Raw genomic sequence first — 17,751 nt, 5'->3', positions numbered from 1 at the left:
GGCCATGGACGTGGCCGGCCTGGTCGCGATCGACGTGCACACCCACGCGGAGATCTCCAAGGACGGCCACCGCTCGCTCAGCCCCGAGCTGTTCGGCGCTTCGGAGGAGTACTTCAAGGCCCACGGCCACCGGCAGCCGACGATCGCCGAGACGGCCGCGTACTACCGGGAGCGGAAGATGGCCGCGGTGGTGTTCACCGTGGACGCCGAGCACGCCACCGGGCACCCGCGCATCGCGAACGAGGAGGTCGCCGAGGGCTGCGCCGAGCACGCCGACGTGCTGATCCCGTTCGCCAGCGTCGATCCCTGGAAGGGCAGAGCGGGGGTGCGCGAGGCGCGGCGGCTGGTCAACGACCACGGCGTGCGCGGCTTCAAGTTCCACCCCAGCATCCAGGGCTTCTCCCCCAACGACCCCATGGCCTACCCGCTGTACGAGGCCATCGAGGAGCTGGGCGTGCCCGCCCTGTTCCACACCGGGCAGACCGGCATCGGCGCGGGCGTGCCAGGCGGAGGCGGCATCCGGCTCAGGTACAGCAACCCGCTGCTGGTGGACGACGTGGCCGTGGACTTCCCCGAGCTGCGGATCATCCTCGCCCACCCGTCGTTCCCCTGGCAGGACGAGGCGCTCGCGGTCGCCACGCACAAGCCGTACGTCTACATCGACCTGTCCGGCTGGTCGCCGAAGTACTTCCCGCCGCAGCTCGTCAGGTACGCCAACTCGCTGCTGAAGGACAAGGTGCTCTTCGGCTCCGACTACCCCGTGATCACCCCGGACCGCTGGCTGAGCGACTTCGACAAGCTCGAGATCAAGCCCGAGGTCCGCCCGAAGATCCTCAAGGACAACGCCGCCCGCCTGCTCGGCCTGAAGGAGAATGCCTGATGACGACCACCGCCCACGGACTGACGGAGCTCAAGGCCCTGGCCGGCAAGGACCTCGGCCACAGCGCCTGGCTGGAGATCTCCCAGGACCGCGTCAACACCTTCGCCGACGCCACGAACGACCACCAGTGGATCCACGTCGATCCGGTCAGGGCCGCGGACGGGCCGTTCGGCGGGACGATCGCGCACGGTTACCTGACGCTGGCGCTGCTCATCCCGCTGTTCACCGAGCTGCTCGACATCCAGGGCGTCAAGATGAGCATCAACTACGGCCTGGACAAGGTGCGCTTCCCCAGCCCGGTCAAGGTGGGCGCGCGGGTGCGGCTGGGCGCGGTCGTCGCCTCCGTCGAGGAGGTCCCGAACGACGGCGTGCAGATGCACCTCGACTTCAAGGTCGAGATCGAGGGCTCGGACCGGCCGGCCTGCGTCGCCCGCGCCATCTACCGCCACTACGCCTGACCCGCCGATCCTGGTCGATCCCCCCTCGCCGACAGGAGGCCGAACACCGCATGCGCAACACCGGACTGGGATGCTGGCCCGCCCGCCGGGCCATGATGACGCCGGAGCGGACCGCGTTCGTCTTCGACGGCCGTTCCGTCACCTACGCCGAGGTCCACGACAGGACGACGCGGCTGGCGTCCCAGCTGCGCGCCTCAGGAGTGGGGGCGGGTGACCGGGTCGCCTACCTCGGGCGCAACCATCCGGCCTTCGTCGAGACGATGTTCGCCGCGCACCTGCTCGGCGCGATCTTCGTACCGCTGAACTTCCGGCTGGCGGCGCCTGAAGTGGCGTACATGCTGGACCATTCGGGCGCGGAGACGCTGATCTACGCGCCCGAGTGCGCCGACGTCGTCCACGCCCTGCCGGAGGGGCCGCGGCGCCGGGTCGCGCTCGGCGATGGGCAGTACGAGAGCTGGCTCGCCCAGGGCGACCCCACCCCGATCGACACGCCCGTGGACCTCGACGACCCGGCGCTCATCCTCTACACCTCGGGCACGACGGGCCGCCCCAAGGGCGCCACGCTCACCCACGGCAACCTGGTGTGGAACTGCTTCAACCTGCTGCTCGGCGTGGACGTCACCAGCGACGAGACGACGCTGATCAGCGCTCCGCTGTTCCACGTCGCGGCCCTCAACCAGACGCTGCTGCCGACCTTCCTCAAGGGCGGCCGCTCGGTGATCATGCCGTCGTGGGAGGTGGACGCGTGCTACGACCTCATCGAGAAGCACGGCGTCACCTGGATGTTCGGGGTGACCACGATGTTCGCCGCGTTCGCCGGCTCGCCCCGGTGGGCCGGGGCCGACCTGTCGTCGCTGCGGCACCTCATGGCGGGCGGGGCGTCGGTGCCGGCCGCGCTGATCCGCACGTACCAGGAGCGCGGGCTGGTGTTCTGCCAGGGCTACGGGCTCACCGAGACCGCTCCCGGCGCCACCTTCCTGGAGGCCGACCAGAGCGCGCGCAAGGTGGGGTCGGCGGGTGTGCCGGTGTTCTTCTCGGACGTCCGGGTCGTACGGCCGGACGGCGCCGACGCGGCGGCCGGGGAGCCGGGCGAGGTGCTCATCCAGGGTCCGAACGTCACCCCCGGCTACTGGCGCGACCCCGAGGCGACCAGGGCCGCGTTCTCCGGCGGCTGGTTCCGCTCCGGCGACCTCGCCGTGCTGGACGAGGACGGTCACCTCTATGTGGTGGATCGGGTGAAGGACATGTTCATCTCGGGCGGGGAGAACGTCTACCCGGCCGAGGTGGAGGCGGCGATCTTCGAGCACCCGGCGGTCGCCGAGGTGGCCGTGCTCGGCGTGCCGGACGCCAAGTGGGGCGAGGTCGGCCGCGCGTTCCTGGTGCCGCGTCCCGGGGCGCACGTCACGGCCGGTGAGCTGCGGGACTTCCTGCGCCCGCGCCTGGCCGCGTACAAGATCCCCGCCCATGTCGACGTCGTGGACGAGCTGCCGAAGACCGGCTCCGGCAAGATCCACAAACCCCGCCTGCGCGGTCTCCCGCTGCCCGCCGACGCCCTCAGGCCAGGACCTGGAGGAGGTCACGGATCCGGCGGGTGAGGTCGTCGGGGCCGGCGTCCTTGAGCGCGTCCGTGCCGATGACGCTGCGCATCAGCCACACCCCCGCCTGCAGGGCCAGCATCAGCTCGGCCCGGACCGCCGCCCCCTCCCCCGCCAGCTCCTCGGTGAGGTGCCTGCCGGGGTGCCGGGCGATCGCCGCCCGCATGATCTCCGTAGCCCTGGGGTCGGCCGCCGACCTCAGCATGAGCAGGAACGGCCCCAGCTCGTCCGCGCCGGGCGCGGTCCGCGCCACCAGCGTGCGCGCCGTCTCCCCCGCCAGCTCCGCGCCGGTGCCGGAGATCACCGTACGCGGTGCGAAGGCCGCGTCCACCGCCTCGGCGAACAGCTGCTCCTTCGACCCGAAGTAGCGGTTGATGAGCATCGCGGTCACGCCCGCCTTCGCGGCGATGTCGCGGACGCCCACGCCGGCGTAGCCGTGCGCGGTGAAGGCCGCGATCGCCGCCTCCAGGATCGCCTGCCGGGTGGCGGCGGCGTCGCGCCGTCGTTTCACGGGCGCCTCGGGAGCCATCATGTCTACAACCGTATACTCTGGTCGTAGTATACGACTGTAGACATCGTGTGTGCCCTGGTCAGAAGGGCACGACCTGAGGAGCACCATGGAACTCCACCTGGCAGGCAGGCGCGCCCTCGTCACCGGCTCCAGCTCGGGGCTCGGCGCGGCCATCGCCACCGCCCTGGCCGCCGAGGGCGCCGGGGTCGTCGTGCACGGGCGCGACGCGGCGCGTGCCGAGGCGGTCGCCGTCACCATCAGGGCCGCGGGAGGCAGCGCCGACGTGGCCGTCGGCGACCTCGCCACCGACGAGGGGGCCGATGCCACGGCCGCCGCCGCGCTGGCGGGCGGGCCGATCGACGTCCTGGTCAACAACGCCGGCTCCTACCCGCACCGGGGGTGGGAGGCCACGGCCGAGGAGTGGCGGCGGACGTACGAGGTGAACGTCGTCTCCGGCGTCCGCATGATCCAGCGCCTGCTCCCCGGCATGCGCGAGCGCGGGTGGGGGCGGGTCGTCCAGATCGGCGGCGGGCTGGCCCTGCAGCCGGGCGCCGACCTGCCGCACTACACCGCCACTCTGGCCGCCCGCCACAACCTCGCGGTCTCGCTGGCGCGGGAGCTCGCGGGCACCGGGGTCACGTCCAACACGGTCGCGCCCGGCGCCGTCCTGGTCGACTCCGTCCAGCGCCTGCTCACCGATCTCGCGCCCGCGCGGGGGTGGGGCGAGACGTGGACGGAGATCGAGCGCAACGCCATCGCCGACCTGGTGCCCAACGACGCCGGCCGCCTGGGGCGTCCCGAGGAGATCGCCGCCGCCGTGCTCTATCTGTGCGGCCCGCTCGCCGGCTACGTCACGGGCACCACGCTCCGGGTGGACGGCGGCACGATCCGCGGCGTCCACTGACCCCGGTCAGGAGATCGGCCCGAAGCCCTCCCCCTCCGGCTCGATGCCGCGATTGCATCAGGGCTGCGGATCATCAGGCCGGGAAATAAGACACAAGGTGTCGGCTTTTTGGGCGAACATGGTCGCATCGGTCCGCGAACCGCGGCCTCCACATAGGTAAGGACTCTCATGCGCGAAACACCGGAAGACCTTCAGCAGCTTCAGGAGCTGCTCGACGCCTCGCTGTCCCGCTCCACCTCGCATCTCCAGTCGATCGTCACCGACCGGACCCTCACGGCGGAGCAGCTCACCCAGGTCCTGAAGGGCATGTGCACGGTGGCCCTGTCCACCGTGACGGCCAAGGGCGAGCCGCGGATCAGCGGCGCGGACGGGCACTTCCTGCGCGGCAAGTGGCACTTCGGCACGGCGCGCACCGCCGCCAAGGCCCGCCACCTCGCGGCCCGCCCGGCCGCCAGCGTCGCGCACATGCGGGGCGAGGACCTGGGCGTGTTCACGCACGGCACGGTGGAGATCCTCAACCCGCTGGACGGCGAGCCCGCCGCGGACTGGCCCGACCTGCTGGCGTACTTCCAGGACTTCTACGGCGCCGACGCCTTCGACTGGGACAACGAGGTCGTCTACTACCGGCTGCACCCGCACTGGATGACCGTCTACGCCGCCGACCCCGCCAAGCTCACCGCCACCTGATCCGTCCGATATGTTCTCTCCGGCATGTCCGTAATTTCGGATTGGGGGGCGCATGTCGGCACGCCGGACGCTGCTGGGTCTGGCCGTGGTCGCCGGGCTGGCCGGTTGCGGGACGCTGCCGCCGCCGGTCCCCGGGCTGGCCCGGCCGTCCGCCGTGGCGAAGGCCACCCACGCGCCGACCGCCCCGCCGCCCAGCCCCAGCCCCAGCGCGACCCCCACCCCCTCCCCCACCGGCTCGGCGCTGACCGCCGCGCAGGCCAGACAGGCGATGCGGGAGTGGCTGAGCGCGTACAACAAGACGCTCAAGAAGGCGAAGTGGTGGCGGAAGAACAGCACGCTGGACGCGCTGTTCGTGGAAGGCGCCCTGCATGAAGGCGTGCTCGAACGCAACTTCGAAGAACTCAAGAGTGAGCCGGGGCACCGGCCGATCAGCGTCCAGGGCACGCCGGTGATCTACCTGCCGCGGCCGGAGAACCAGCCGGAGAACAACGAGTGGTTCATGGCGAAGGCGACGTACAAGGACGTCAAGGGCCATGTCCGCGCGCACCTGCTGGCCTTCCTCCGCACCGATGGGCAGCCCTTCAGGCTGGCCGTCGCCACGCCGGTGCACTGGGGGCAGCGCGTGCCGAAGCCGAAGCTGGACGCCGACGGCTACATCACCGACATCGATGACGACATGGCCCGCGCGGTGACGCTGGAGTACCAGAACTTCTGGAACAACGAGAAGAAGGAGGGCGCCTCCGGCTACCGGCTGGCCAAGGACAGCTTCAGCCGCGAGGCGTTCCCCAGGGTCTACAAGGGCCTGTACGTCGCCTTCCGCGGCCGCGGCTCGGTCTTCGGCTTCCGTACGGCCGACGGCGGCTCGCTCTTCCTGTTCGCCATGCTGAACGACCCCAAGAGCGTCAACCAGGTGCTGAGCGAGGCGCTGTTCGTGCCCAAGGGCAGCAGGACGATCCAGGAGCTGGGCGCGAACTGGTTCTCCTGACCCCGGCTCAGCTCCACCAGCCGGGGACGACCTCGACGTCCTCGCGGTCGAGCGCCGCGTGCCAGACCGGGTCGCGCAGCAGCCGCGCCTCCCACGTGCGCACGACGCCGTCGGGGCCGGTGACGGCGTCCTCTCGGGAGGGGTGCAGGAACAGCTCGCTGGTGCCCTCCGGCAGGGCGGCGAGCCGGCGCAGGTAGTCGTCGCGGAGCCGTTCGTACGAGCCGAGGTCGGCGGCCGTGCCGCGGTTGGTGGCGATCGTCTCAGGCAGCGCGACGCCGAGCGCGTCGGCCAGCGCGATCGCGTTCTCGTGGGCGGCGGCGAGCGGCGGCGGCAGGGGCCCGCCGATGTACGGCGCGGGGTCGCGGGGCAACCGGAAGGCCAGGCCGTGGCGGGCGCACCAGTGCAGCGACTCGGCGAGGAACGACCTGCCGTGCAGGCCGTAGAGGGTGCCGGCGTGGGAGTCGGCCGCCACGGGCGCGAGGTCGTGCGCGCGCATCCAGCGCAGCTGGGCGTCGGCCTCGCGGAGCACGTCGTCGGCCTGGCCGCGGGCGGCGAAGGCGAAGGGGTCGTCGCTGAGCGTACCGTCGGCGTCGGCGATGCTCGCGGCGCCGTTGAGCGGCCGCCAGCGCGGCACCCCGCGTTCGCTGGTCAGCGTGACGTGCAGGCGCGGCAGCACGCCCAGCCCGCGCACCCGGCGCGCGGCCCGCTCGGCCTCGGGTGAGACGCAGATGAGGGTGGTGGCGCTGACGAGGCCCTCGGCGAGCAGGCCGGCGATGACCTCGGTCGTGCCGGGCTCGCGGCCGAGGTCGTCGGCGGTGATGACCAGGCGGCGGCTCATCGCGGCTGCTCCACGGCCGGCGCGCCGTCGGTGCCGGCCGGCTGCTGCACGGCCGGCGTCTCGATCGGGACGGAGACGAAGCGGGCCGCGACCGCGCCGACGGCGGTCAGCACGAACGGATAGACGCACAGGTAGATGCGGAACGCCAGCCCGGGGTCGCCGCCCGGGTCGTCGCCGGAGTTGTAGCCGAAGAACACGCCGAGCGAGGTGAGCGCGAGCCCGGTGACGACGCCGTTGAGCCGGGAGAAGAAGCCGAACGCCGACAGGAAGAGCCCTTCGCGGTGCTCGCCGTCGCGTGCCGCGTCGGCGTCGAGGACGCGCGCGACGATGAGGTCGTTGGTGGCCAGCATGCCCGACCAGCCGGCGCCGACCAGCACGCCGGCGGCGATCGCGGTGACGAGGTCGGTGGCGAGGAAGAGACCGGCGAAGCTGACGGCGAGCACCGCGAAGGCCAGCCGCCAGGTCCACAGCGCCCCGCGCCGGGCGACGACGCGCGTCCACGCGACCAGGCCGCCCGCTGAGACGAGGATGACGATCCCTTGCAGGTAGAGCGCGTGGCCGACGGGCAGGCCGAGCGAGTAGCGCACGTACAGCTGGATGCCCGACAGCACGAGCGCCATCGCGATGCCGTAGCAGGCGCCGGTGAGCCCGACCGTCCAGAACAGCCGGTTGCGCAGGATCGACCAGACGCTGCGCAGCAGCATCGGGCGTTCGCGGGTGGCGTAGCGGGGGTTCTCGCGGGCGCTGAGCGCCATGAACGCGATCACCGCGACCGCGATGACGCCGTAGATGATCGCCGTGGTGCGGAAGCCCTGAGTGGCGGTCTCGGTGCCGAACACCTGCGTCGTCAGCACCGGCGTGACCGCCAGCGAGATCACCAGCGCGACGAGCTGGAAGCCCTGGCGCAGGCTGTTGGCCACGGCCCGGTCGCGCTCGCGCGGGTAGAGCTCGGGCAGCAGCGCGCCGTAGTTCGCGTTGAGCATCGAGTCGAAAGCCTCGCACAGGATGGCGAACACCGCGAACCACAGCAGCAGGCTCATGCCCTCCAGCGACTCCGGCGCCGAGAAGAACGCGATCATGCAGGCCGCCAGCATCGGCGCGCCCACCAGCAGCCAGGGGCGGCGGCGGCCGAAGCGGGTGCGGGTGCGGTCGGACAGGTGGCCGAGCACCGGGTTGTCGATGGCGTCGATGACCGCGTAGATCACCATGACCACGCCGTAGGCGCGTACGTCGAGCCCGAGGATGTCGACGTAGAACAGGATCATCGATCCCTTGATCATGTTGATCGGGATGGAGGTGCCGAACATTCCGATGGCGTAGCGCCAGGCGGGAGTCCGTCCCGGGGCGGGGGCCGGGCCGGGGAGGGACACGCGATCACCTTCTCTGCCGTCGCGACTGCGGCGCCGATGCGCCGCACGGCGTCACGTTCGCAGGGCGAGGCGAACGGCGGGTGAGGCGCGGGGGTGCCGGACGTCGACGGACAGTGTCGCGCGCGGGGATCGCGAGCAGGTCACGGAATCAGCCCTGACACTGCTCGGGCGCTGCCCTGACACTGCTCGGGCGCTGCTGGGGCGCTGCTGGGGCGCTGCTGGGGCGCTGCTGGGGCGCTGCTGGGGCGCTGCTCGGGCGCTGCTGGGGCGGCGCTGCCGTGATGCCGCCCCGGACGCGCGAGCGCCGCCGTGGGCCCGTTGTGGGGCTCCGCGGCGGCGCGCGCTCCGGTCAGATGGCCAGCAGGTCGAATCCCCCGTTGGCGAGCTGCCCCGTGTTGGTGTCGTACACGTTGACGGTGATGGTGTTGTACCGGTAGCACGTCGTGGACGGGTTACGGTAGGCGATGTTCGGCAGCCTCCGCGGTTCGCGCGGAGTGAGCTGGATGAGCGTGTGGGGCGCGGACACCGAGTGATCGAGCTGGACGCAGTACCTGCCAGTGCCCGCCCGCCACGACCGCAGGACGTTCGTCCCGTTGTTGAGGCTGCCGTCGGAGTTGATGATGGCCGCGGCGGAGTCGTAGAAGTCCGACGGGCTCTGGGATTCGGCGAGCGCGGGAGACGCCGCTGCCGTGATGAGACCGGCGACCGTCAGAGCGAAAGCGCCTGACACAGTACGACGGAGCATGTGTTTTCCTTTCGATCGCGTCCCGATAGGAAGCAAGAAAGAAAGTAAGTCCGCGTGTGCCGGGACGCCGCTCGCCACCCCGACAAAGATGATCAAGAAACCTTGGTGGTTCGTAAGAGAACCCGTGACCAAGCCCCGAGTGGCATCCGTTCCCCACAACCGTCACAGGCGAATCCATGGGAAATCACGGCGACGGTAAAAGAACGTTTCCGAGTCTCCCCTTTTTGCCCCCGCAGGCCATTCGCGCCCCTATTCGGCGGCCATTCCGGCTGTCCCGCGAATTTCGTCTCCTTGACGTGTCCTCGCGGCTCTGTACGCCCGTCCCCCGCGCCGTTACCGTAGGGCTGGGAACTTCTCGTGGTGGGGGAGGATGCCCGTGCCGGAACTGACGTTCGCCACGCAGCGGCTTCCGGGGGTGAGCGTGATCTCCGTGGCGGGCGAGGTCGACGCCGTAACGGCCGTCCTGCTCGACCGTCATCTGCGCGCCACCCGCCGAGCGCCCCATGAGCACCTGGTCATCGACCTCAACGACGCCCACTTCCTGGGCAGCGCCGGGCTGCGGGTACTGCTCAACACCCATGCCTTCGCCCGCCAGCACGGCGGCACCCTGCACCTGGCGGCGCCGCATCCCCGGCTGGCGGCGATGATGCGGATCACCCGCGCGCACACGGTCCTGCACGTGCACGACACCGTCGAAGAAGCCGTACTGGCCGCCCTGCGCCTGCCCGCCCCCGTGACGCAGCCGGCCATCGAGGCGGCCCCTTGACGCCTCAGCCTCGGGTCACTCGGTGACCTTCTCCGGCTCCGGGCTCGCCAGGTCGTGCTGGGTGAACACGTCGATGAGGAGGCGGACGGGCAGGTCGGCCTCGGTCGGGTAGCGGAAGCGGGCTTCGGGGTTGAGGCTGTACTCGTTGCGCCGCCCCACACGGTCGATGGTGACGTAGTCGGCCTGCTGGAGGTCGGAGACGATGCCCTGGACGGCGCGCTCGGTGATGCCGATGCCCGCGGCGATGTCGCGGACGCGGGCGCGCGGGTTGCGGGCGATCTCCACCAGCACGCGGGCGTGGTTGGTCAGGAAGGTCCAGGAGCCGGACCGATTGGTGGACGTGCTCACGAAAACTCAAGTTGTACCAGATATGAGCACGTCAGGCGCGCCGGGCCAGGAAGATCACACGAAAGGTGCTTCCGGCATTGTAATTCGGGCATTATGCTTCAGCTCCAGAGAAGCACGCCAGATCGACCATGACCGGGAGGACGCCATGCACCTTCACATCGCCCACCGGCCTGGCGACGGCCTCGGACCCGCCGCGTCGCCCCTGACCCTCGACTCCCTGCGGCACGACGCCGGCCTGGTGATCACCGTGCTGGGCGAGGTGGACATGACGAACGCCGCCCTCCTGGAGGAGTACGTCCGCGAGCAGGCGGCGCCCGGCGAGCGCGTGGTGCTCGACCTGACCATGCTCACGTTCATGGACAGCAATGGCCTGCGCGCCTGCGAGAGCCTGCACAACGCCTTGCGCGACGGCGGCGGTTCGCTCCGCCTGACGGGCGTCCACGGCGTGCTGGGCCGGCTGCTGGAGATCACCGGCCTGCGGGAGGTCCTGGACATCCACGAGGGCCCGGCCGGCGACGCGCTCGCCGGCCGGTGCGGCCCATGACCCTCAGCTCGCCGAGACCGAGAAGCTGTTGGTACGGAAGCCGGGACCGCCGCTCGACGAGGTGATCTCGTAGCCGAACTGCACGTCGCCGAGCGTCACGTCGCCGAACCAGTTCCGGTCGCGCAGCCAGGTGAGCACGGCCTTGATGTCGACGGTGCCGGAGCATCGGCGCCTCGCGGAAGGAGACAGCGCCGAGCAAGGCTTCTTCACAGCCCCAGGTCAAGCCGGATTCCGGGTGGAACTTTCAGCACGGCGGGCCACGGCCTGACCGGCGGCAGCTCTCCTGCCACCACAGGACCACGTCCACCAGGTCAGACCTTTCGAGCAGGCCGTACCAGGACTCGTCAGACCAGGGATCTCACCCGGGAGTAGGCGGGGGTGCGGAGGTGGCCGGTCAGGGAGGCGGCGATCTCGCCTACGCGGACGGCGGTGTTCGAGAGCAGGGTCGAGGTGAGGCCGTGGGTGTGTTCGCTGGCGCCCTGGACGTAGATGCCGCAGCGCAGCTCCGGCGAGGTGGCGATGCGGTAGTCGCGGCCGAGGCGGACGCCGCCGCCGGGGAGACGCTCGCACAGCCCGCCGGTCTCGCCGAGGAGGGTGAGCGGGTCGGTGGGGCGGTAGCCGGTGGCGTAGACGAGGACGTCGGCCTCCAGCAGGGTGCGCTCGCCCGTGGGCAGGAACTCGACCGTGACGCGCAGGCCGCTGGAGTCGTTCTCGACGCCGGCCAGGCGGGAGGCGTTGAAGATGCGCAGCCGCTCCTTGCCCTGCACTTTCTCCTGGTAGTGGCGGCGGTAGAGCTCGTCGATGAGCTCCAGGTCCACCACGGAGTAGTTGGTGGAGGCGTGGTACGCGCGCAGGCGCTCCTTCACCTCGTCGGGGGCGGTGTAGAAGTGGTCGACGGCCTCGGGGTCGAAGATGCGGTTGGCGAACGAGCTGTCGTCGGCGGGGGTGTAGCCGTACTTGGCGAAGACGGCGCAGACCTCGGCGGCGGGGAAGGCTCCGTGCAGGTGGCCCGCCACCTCGGCGGCGCTCTGCCCGGCCCCCACCACGACGAACCTGCGCGGGTCGCGCAGCGTGGGCAGCTTGGCGAGCAGTTCCTCGCTGTGCCAGACGCGCTCGTCGCTCACGATGCCGTCGGGCAGGACGGGCTCGAGGCCGGCGGCGAGCACGAGGTTGCGGGCGCGGCGGGTGACGAGCGTGCCGTCGCCCTGCCGGGCCACCACGTCGAGGAACTCGATGGCGCCGTCCGCTTCGACGGGGGTGACGGCGACGACTTCGGCGGCGTACTCGACCTGGTCGGTGAAACGCGCTGCTGCCCATTCGAGGTAGTCGTGGAATTCCAGCCGGGACGGGAACATCGTCTTGTGGTTGATGAAGTCGAGCAGCCGGCCTTTTTCCCGCAAGTAGCACAGGAAGCTGAACTCGCTGGCCGGGTTGCGCATGGTGACCAGGTCCTTCAAGAACGAGACCTGCATGGTCGTGTCTTCGAGAAGCATGCCGCGATGCCAGCCGAAGGCGGGCTGTTTCTCCAGGAAGACCGCGTCGACTCCGTCACCGTGACGCTCTTTGAGCGCGATGGCCAGGGCCAGGTTGGAGGGCCCGAAGCCGATGCCAATGAGGTCGTGGACGTGCTGCTCCGCTGACATGGAGGCCTTTCTAGACGACCGAACCGGGGGTGGAGACGAGGCCCAAATTAGGTTAGCCTTGCCTAATTAAGGTCACCCTAACCGAAGCGGTTCCTCTCGACAAGGAGACACCATGCGGGTCGTGATGTTCGGCTACCAGACCTGGGGGCATCGCACGCTCCAGGCTCTTCTGGACTCCACGCACGAGGTCGTGCTGGTGGTGACGCACCCCAGGAGCGAGCACGCCTACGAGAGGATCTGGAACGACTCGGTGGCCGAGCTGGCCGAGGCCCACGGCGTGCCGGTGCTGCTGCGCAACAGGCCCGACGACGACGAGCTGATGGCCCGGCTCAAGGAGGCCGAGCCCGACCTGATCGTCGCCAACAACTGGCGGACGTGGATCCCGCCGGAGATCTTCGCGCTCCCCCGCCACGGCACCCTCAACGTGCACGACTCGCTGCTGCCCGCGTACGCCGGTTTCTCCCCGCTGATCTGGGCGCTGATCAACGGCGAGAAGGAGGTGGGGGTGACCGCGCACATGATGAACGAGGAGCTGGACGCGGGCGACATCGTCGTGCAGCGGGCCGTTCCCGTCGGGCCTCAGGACACCGCCACCGATCTGTTCCACCGCACGGTGGATCTGATCGGGCCGATCGTCACCGAGGCGCTCGGCCTCATCGACTCCGGCACGGCCGTCTTCACCCCGCAGGACCGCTCGAAGGCCAGCTTCTTCCACAAGCGCTCGGTCGAGGACGGCAACATCGACTGGACCTGGCCCGCCGAGGACATCGAGCGGCTGGTACGCGCCCAGTCCGACCCGTACCCGAACGCCTTCACCTACTACAAGGGCGAGCGGGTCCGCGTCACCAAGGCGTCGGTGTCGCAGGGCATCTACGGCGGCACGCCGGGCCGGGTCTTCATCCGCGAGGGCGACGGGGTGGTCATCGTGGCGGGCGCCGAGGCGCGCAAGGGGCGTGGTCACGGGCTGGTGATCGAGCGGGTCCGTACGGAGGACGGCGCCGACCTGCCCGCCACCGAGGTGTTCCGCGCCATGGGCGGCTACCTGACCAGGCACGCCTAGGACCCGAGCACCCAGGCGACGTCTCTGAGCAGGGCGTGCCGCCAGCCGGCCCGGTCGTGTTCCGACGGTGAGCGCGACACGCGCACGGTGGCGCCCGCCCGCTCGACCAGGCTCTCGACGCGTTCGCAGTGGGGCAGCATGCGGTGCTCGTGCTCCCCCAGGTCGAACGCGACCCGCAGGCCGGACAGGTCGGGGCGGTCCCGCTCCAGGCGGGCGGCGACGGCTCCGCCCGCCGGGCCGCCGAGCGGGTCGGCGCGCGACTCGGCCCCCAGCTCCCACCAGAACGAGCCCGACTGGCAGGCCACGCCGGTCATCAGGCCGGGGAACTCGATGGCGGCGTACAGGGCGGTGAGCCCGCCGAGGCTCTGCCCCGCGACCACCAGCGTGCCGTGGTCGGCGGGCACGCCGCTGCCGGCGACGAGGGGCAGCAGCTCGTCGCGGACGGCCCGCCACAGCTCGGGGCGGCAGGCGTACTCGTGGGAGCGGTCGCGGGCGGGCAGGAAGACGAGCGTGACGGGCGGCAGCGCGCCCGCGGCCACGGCGGCGTCGAACGCGGTCATGGCCGGGTGCAGGTGCAGCCAGTCGTCGCCGTCGAGCAGCAGCACGACGGGCCCGCCGCCGCCCGCGGGATGCACCCGCACGGTACGCCGCCCGCCCAGCACCGCACTGGCCCAGCGCAGGCGGGTGCCGGGGAGCGGCAGCACGTCGTCGGGGCCGACGCAGGGCCAGTACGGCTGCCCGGCCACGTCGGGCGTGGCCGCGATCGACCGCTCGCCACCGGCCCCGACCGGGTTGAGGGGGTCGGCGTACGCGCCGTCGCCCGTCTCCACCTGGTACGTCACCCGCAGCCGGGCGGGCATGGCGACCTCGGCGTACCAGCAGTCGGTCCCGCCGAAGCGGGCCAGCGGCACCGGCTCCGACCAGCTCTCGAAGACGACGCGCGCCGGCCCGCCGCGCCACAGGAAGAGCGTCGTCCAGCCCTCGCCGTCCGATGCGACGGCGGGCGAGCGCGCGGCCCGCCAGAACTCCTCGGTGCCGGGTTCGCCGGTGAGCCCGTACCTTGCGAACGTCTCCCCCATGCGCTCCCGTACCCTTTCCTTTGACCGTCAGCTAAGGATAGCTTTACCTAAGTCGAACGATAAGGACCCATGAGCACGAGTGTGGTGAAACGGGCCCGCCGGCGGCGGGCCGTCGGCGCGGGCACGCTCGCGGTGGCGCTGGTGGTCGTGGCGGGCGCGTCACTGGCCGTCGGGGCGCGCGCGCTGAGCCCCGGCGAGGTGTGGCACGGCCTGTTCGCGGCGGCGGGCGGCGATCAGCGGCTCACCGAGATCACGCTCATCGTGCAGACCGTCCGCGTGCCGAGGACCGTGCTGGCCATCGCGGCCGGCATCGCGCTCGGCGTCGGCGGCGCGCTGATCCAGGGCTACACCCGCAACCCGATCGCCGACACGGGCCTGCTGGGAGTGAACGCGGGCGCCTCGTTCGCCGTGGTCACGGTGATCATTCTGTTCGGCCTGGCCAACCCGTACCAGTACGTGTGGTTCGCCTTCCTGGGCGCGGCGGCGGCAGGGGTGGTGGTGTTCGGGCTGGCCAGCATCGGCCGGGGCGCGGGCAACCCGCTGACGCTGGCGCTGGCCGGGCAGGGCATCGCGGTGTTCCTGGCGGCGATGACCACGGCGATCGCGCTGACCGACCAGACCTCGCTGAACGCGCTGCGGTTCTGGAACGCGGGCGGCGTCGCCGGGGTCGGGTTCGACGTGATCTGGCCGGTGGTCGTGTTCATCGGGGCGGGGCTGGTGCTGGCGGCGACCACGCTGCCCGCCATCAACCTGCTCAACCTGGGTGACGACGTGGCCCGCGCGATGGGCGTGAACATCGCCCGCAACAGGACCGTCGGCGTCGTCGCCATCACCGTGCTGGCGGGGGCGGCGACGGCGGCGTGCGGGCCGATCGCGTTCCTCGGTCTCATGGTGGCCCACGTCGCCCGTTACGTGACCGGGCCCGACTACCGGTGGCTGGTGCCGTTCGCCGGACTGCTCGGCGCGGTGATCCTGCTGGCCTGCGACATCCTGGGGCGCGTCGTGACGCGGCCGGGTGAGCTGCCGGCGGGCGTCGTCGTCGCCCTGGCCGGCGCCCCCTTCTTCGCGGCGCTCGTGTGGCGCGGAAAGTTCAGGAAGACGTGATCGCGACGGTGGTGCGCGGCGTGCGGGTCGGCCGCGCGTCGTTCGTGTGGCGGCCGTGGATGGTGTGCGCGACGCTGCTGCTCGCGGCGGCTGCGTTCCTGGTGTTCTGCCTGTCGATCGCGCTCGGCGACTTCCCCATCGCCCTGCCGCAGGTGGTGGCGACGCTGTTCGGGCAGGGCGAGCGGGTGGACGAGTTCGTGGTGATGGACCTGCGGATGCCGCGCGCGCTGGCCGGGCTGGTGGTCGGGGTCGCGCTGGGCGTGTCGGGGGCGATCACGCAGTCGATCGCGCGCAACCCGCTGGCCAGCCCCGACGTGCTGGGCATCACCGGCGGCGCGAGCATGGTCGCGGTGTTCCTGGTGACGGTGACGGGCGGCGCCGCCTCGGCGATCGTCGGCACGGTGGGGCTGCCCGCGGCGGCGCTGGGCGGCGGCCTCTGCACCGGCCTGCTGGTGTACTTCCTGGCCTGGCGGCGCGGCATCGACGGCATGCGGCTGATCCTCATCGGCATCTCGGTGAGCGCCGTGGCGGAGGCCATCACGGTGTGGCTGCTGGCCACGGCGGACATCCGCGACGTGGCGCGGGCGCAGGCGTGGCTGGTCGGCTCGCTGGACTCGCGCACCTGGGAGGAGGTGCTGCCGGCGGCGTGGTGCCTGCTCGTGCTGCTGGCCGTGGTGGCGTACGTGGCCTTCCATCTGAAACCGCTGCACTTCGGCGACGAGGTGGCGGCTGGGCTCGGCGTGCGGTTCTCGGTCGTGCGGGGCGTGCTGCTGCTCTGCGCGGTGCTGCTGGCCGGGGTGGCGGTGAGCGCGGCCGGCCCCGTGGCGTTCGTGGCGCTGGTGGCGCCGCAGGTGGCGATGCGGCTGACGCGGTACGCGACGCCGCCGCTGGTGGCTTCCGGTCTGATGGGGGCGGTGCTGCTGATCGGCGCGGACCTGCTGGCGCGCACGGCGCTGCCGGTGGTGCTGCCCGTCGGCGTGGTGACGGCCGCGATCGGCGGCCCGTTCCTCGTGTACGTCCTGGTGCGGGCCAACCTCAGGAGAGCCGGAGGACGCTGAAGCGTTAGGTTAGCCTCACCTAACCTCTTCGTGTTACGGTTTGCCTGCCCACGTCGGTGGTGCAGCCAAAGCACGACAGCAAGGGACTTGCGGATGCTCTCCCCACGAACGACAGTTGCGAAGACCCTGCGGCGGTTAACGGTGGCGTTGTCCGCCGTGTTGTCCGCCACGGCCCTCCTCGCGGGGTGCGGTTCCGGAGCCACGGAGCAGCCGGGCGCGACCAGCGCCGCCACTCAGGCCGCCGGCACGGGCGGCGCGTTCCCCGTCACCGTGGAGCACGCCTTCGGCACCACGGAGATCACCAAGGCCCCCGAGCGGGTGGTCTCCGTCGGCTACACCGACGACCAGGCCATCCTGGCGTTCGGCATCAAGCCGGTCGGCATGGTGGACCAATACCCCAACCCGCCCGGCAAGACGCCCGACATCAACACCCAGTGGCCCTGGGTGAAGGACAAGTGGGGCGCCACGCAACCCGAGGTCATCATGACCAACGGCGACTCGGGCCCCAACTACGAGAAGATCGCCGCGCTGCGGCCCGATCTGATCATCGCCGTCTACTCGGAGATCGACCAGGCCGCCTACGACCGCCTGTCGAAGATCGCGCCCACCGTCGGCCGCACCAAGACCGAGAAGGAGCCGTTCAGCGCGCCCTGGCAGGACAACGCGCTGCACATCGCCAAGGCGCTCGGCAAGGCCGAGGAGGGCGCCACGATGGTCGCCGGCATCGACGCCAAGCTCAAGGCGGCGCGTGAGGCGCACCCCGAGTGGGCCGAGAAGACGGCGGTCGCGCTGTCCTGGTACAAGAACTCGGTCGCGCCCTTCACCACCACCGACGTGCGCGGCCGGATGGTGACGGGCATCGGCTTCAAGGGGCAGCCGGAGATCGACAAGATCGCCGGCGGCAGCTTCTACACCGTGCTGTCCCCCGAGCGCATCGACCTGGTGGACGTCGACCACATCTTCGTCATCGCCGACCAGGCCGACCAGGACGCGCTGAAGAAGTTCAAGCTGTTCACCAACCTGCCCGCGGTCAAGGAGGGCAACGTGTCGTGGCTGCTGGACAGCGAGGGCCCGGCGATCGGCGCGGCCATGTCGCAGGGCACGCTGCTGTCGCTGCCGTACGCGATCGACGAGCTCGTCAAGTCGGTCCAGTCGTGACGGCGGCGCCCCTTCCCC

Annotated in this window: 20 protein-coding genes; 12 read left to right on the top strand and 8 right to left on the bottom strand. The window is 71.2% G+C overall.

The genetic code is table 11. The features are described from left to right. Positions 1–4: 4 nt before the first annotated feature. Genes ABZW11_RS33615 through ABZW11_RS33605 form a run of 3 tightly spaced genes read left to right on the top strand, consistent with a single transcriptional unit; the run spans position 5 to position 2,933 of the window. A complete protein-coding gene (locus tag ABZW11_RS33615) occupies positions 5–880 on the top strand; it encodes an amidohydrolase family protein (protein ID WP_355426140.1) in 876 nt (291 codons plus the stop codon). Then, positions 880–1,338 carry a MaoC family dehydratase gene (locus tag ABZW11_RS33610; protein ID WP_355426041.1) on the top strand — a complete coding sequence of 153 codons (459 nt, stop codon included), beginning with the start codon at positions 880–882 and terminating at the stop codon, positions 1,336–1,338. Before ABZW11_RS33615 ends, ABZW11_RS33610 begins: the two co-directional genes overlap by 1 nt. A gap of 50 nt (positions 1,339–1,388) precedes the next feature. Continuing rightward, positions 1,389–2,933 (top strand): long-chain fatty acid--CoA ligase, encoded by a 1,545-nt coding sequence (locus tag ABZW11_RS33605; protein ID WP_355426038.1) that lies wholly within the window; start codon positions 1,389–1,391, stop codon positions 2,931–2,933. Here the strand turns inward: ABZW11_RS33605 and ABZW11_RS33600 are convergent. Next, entirely contained in the window at positions 2,893–3,465 is a 573-nt protein-coding gene (locus ABZW11_RS33600; RefSeq protein ID WP_355426035.1) for a TetR family transcriptional regulator, read from the bottom strand. The genes ABZW11_RS33605 and ABZW11_RS33600 overlap by 41 nt on opposite strands. Positions 3,466–3,550: 85 nt before the next feature. Here ABZW11_RS33600 and ABZW11_RS33595 point away from each other — a divergent pair, with 85 nt between their 5' ends. The 3 genes from ABZW11_RS33595 to ABZW11_RS33585 all read left to right on the top strand — a co-directional run bounded on the left by ABZW11_RS33595 (position 3,551) and on the right by ABZW11_RS33585 (position 6,020). After that, positions 3,551–4,348 (top strand): SDR family NAD(P)-dependent oxidoreductase, encoded by a 798-nt coding sequence (locus tag ABZW11_RS33595; RefSeq protein WP_355426033.1) that lies wholly within the window; start codon positions 3,551–3,553, stop codon positions 4,346–4,348. A 168-nt stretch (positions 4,349–4,516) separates the two neighbouring features. Next, on the top strand, positions 4,517–5,035 hold the full coding sequence (locus tag ABZW11_RS33590; RefSeq protein ID WP_355426030.1) for a pyridoxamine 5'-phosphate oxidase family protein: 519 nt from the start codon (positions 4,517–4,519) through the stop codon (positions 5,033–5,035). Between the two features lie 52 nt (positions 5,036–5,087). Further along, the gene (locus tag ABZW11_RS33585) at positions 5,088–6,020 is read left to right on the top strand and encodes a hypothetical protein (RefSeq protein ID WP_355426027.1); all 933 of its coding nucleotides are present in this window, start codon (positions 5,088–5,090) and stop codon (positions 6,018–6,020) included. Between the two features lie 7 nt (positions 6,021–6,027). Here ABZW11_RS33585 and ABZW11_RS33580 read toward each other — a convergent pair whose 3' ends face one another. From ABZW11_RS33580 to ABZW11_RS33570, 3 genes are all read right to left on the bottom strand, one after another. Next, a complete protein-coding gene (locus tag ABZW11_RS33580; RefSeq protein ID WP_355426024.1) occupies positions 6,028–6,858 on the bottom strand; it encodes a ChbG/HpnK family deacetylase in 831 nt (276 codons plus the stop codon). Then, positions 6,855–8,228, bottom strand: a complete 1,374-nt coding sequence (locus ABZW11_RS33575; protein ID WP_355426021.1) for an MFS transporter — start codon at positions 8,226–8,228, stop codon at positions 6,855–6,857. The genes ABZW11_RS33580 and ABZW11_RS33575 overlap by 4 nt, the downstream gene beginning before the upstream one ends. Positions 8,229–8,577: 349 nt before the next feature. Then, a complete protein-coding gene (locus ABZW11_RS33570) occupies positions 8,578–8,973 on the bottom strand; it encodes a hypothetical protein (protein ID WP_355426018.1) in 396 nt (131 codons plus the stop codon). A 376-nt stretch (positions 8,974–9,349) separates the two neighbouring features. Here ABZW11_RS33570 and ABZW11_RS33565 point away from each other — a divergent pair, with 376 nt between their 5' ends. Next, positions 9,350–9,739, top strand: a complete 390-nt coding sequence (locus ABZW11_RS33565) for an STAS domain-containing protein (protein ID WP_355426016.1) — start codon at positions 9,350–9,352, stop codon at positions 9,737–9,739. A 15-nt stretch (positions 9,740–9,754) separates the two neighbouring features. Here ABZW11_RS33565 and ABZW11_RS33560 read toward each other — a convergent pair whose 3' ends face one another. Beyond that, on the bottom strand, positions 9,755–10,087 hold the full coding sequence (locus tag ABZW11_RS33560; RefSeq protein ID WP_355426014.1) for a helix-turn-helix domain-containing protein: 333 nt from the start codon (positions 10,085–10,087) through the stop codon (positions 9,755–9,757). A gap of 145 nt (positions 10,088–10,232) precedes the next feature. Between ABZW11_RS33560 and ABZW11_RS33555 the strand changes: the two genes are divergently transcribed. Beyond that, a complete protein-coding gene (locus ABZW11_RS33555) occupies positions 10,233–10,631 on the top strand; it encodes an STAS domain-containing protein (protein ID WP_355426011.1) in 399 nt (132 codons plus the stop codon). A 3-nt stretch (positions 10,632–10,634) separates the two neighbouring features. On the opposite strand, the gene ABZW11_RS33550 is transcribed toward ABZW11_RS33555, so the two are convergent. After that, positions 10,635–10,841 (bottom strand): hypothetical protein, encoded by a 207-nt coding sequence (locus ABZW11_RS33550; protein ID WP_355426008.1) that lies wholly within the window; start codon positions 10,839–10,841, stop codon positions 10,635–10,637. 134 nt (positions 10,842–10,975) lie between these two features. Further along, positions 10,976–12,274: a SidA/IucD/PvdA family monooxygenase gene (locus ABZW11_RS33545; protein WP_355426005.1), complete on the bottom strand. Its 1,299-nt coding sequence runs from the start codon at positions 12,272–12,274 to the stop codon at positions 10,976–10,978. Between the two features lie 112 nt (positions 12,275–12,386). On the opposite strand from ABZW11_RS33545, the gene ABZW11_RS33540 reads away from it, so the two are divergent. Continuing rightward, positions 12,387–13,334, top strand: coding sequence for a methionyl-tRNA formyltransferase (locus tag ABZW11_RS33540; protein WP_355426002.1), 948 nt, complete (start codon positions 12,387–12,389; stop codon positions 13,332–13,334). Here ABZW11_RS33540 and ABZW11_RS33535 read toward each other — a convergent pair. Continuing rightward, the gene (locus tag ABZW11_RS33535; RefSeq protein ID WP_355425999.1) at positions 13,331–14,413 is read right to left on the bottom strand and encodes an alpha/beta hydrolase-fold protein; all 1,083 of its coding nucleotides are present in this window, start codon (positions 14,411–14,413) and stop codon (positions 13,331–13,333) included. The genes ABZW11_RS33540 and ABZW11_RS33535 overlap by 4 nt on opposite strands. Positions 14,414–14,482: 69 nt before the next feature. On the opposite strand from ABZW11_RS33535, the gene ABZW11_RS33530 reads away from it, so the two are divergent. The 3 genes from ABZW11_RS33530 to ABZW11_RS33520 all read left to right on the top strand — a co-directional run bounded on the left by ABZW11_RS33530 (position 14,483) and on the right by ABZW11_RS33520 (position 17,733). Next, on the top strand, positions 14,483–15,517 hold the full coding sequence (locus ABZW11_RS33530) for an iron ABC transporter permease (protein WP_355425996.1): 1,035 nt from the start codon (positions 14,483–14,485) through the stop codon (positions 15,515–15,517). After that, complete coding sequence (locus tag ABZW11_RS33525; protein WP_355425993.1) at positions 15,514–16,575, top strand: iron chelate uptake ABC transporter family permease subunit; 1,062 nt, start codon at positions 15,514–15,516, stop codon at positions 16,573–16,575. The genes ABZW11_RS33530 and ABZW11_RS33525 overlap by 4 nt, the downstream gene beginning before the upstream one ends. A gap of 156 nt (positions 16,576–16,731) precedes the next feature. Beyond that, on the top strand, positions 16,732–17,733 hold the full coding sequence (locus ABZW11_RS33520) for an iron-siderophore ABC transporter substrate-binding protein (protein ID WP_355425990.1): 1,002 nt from the start codon (positions 16,732–16,734) through the stop codon (positions 17,731–17,733). Positions 17,734–17,751: the final 18 nt, after the last annotated feature.

Origin of the sequence: Nonomuraea sp. NPDC004580 (assembly GCF_040609855.1) — a bacterium.
GTDB classification, from domain to species: Bacteria; Actinomycetota; Actinomycetes; order Streptosporangiales; family Streptosporangiaceae; genus Nonomuraea; species Nonomuraea salmonea.
Note: the sequence above shows the minus strand (reverse complement) of the source record. Positions and strands in the feature narration are given on the sequence as shown.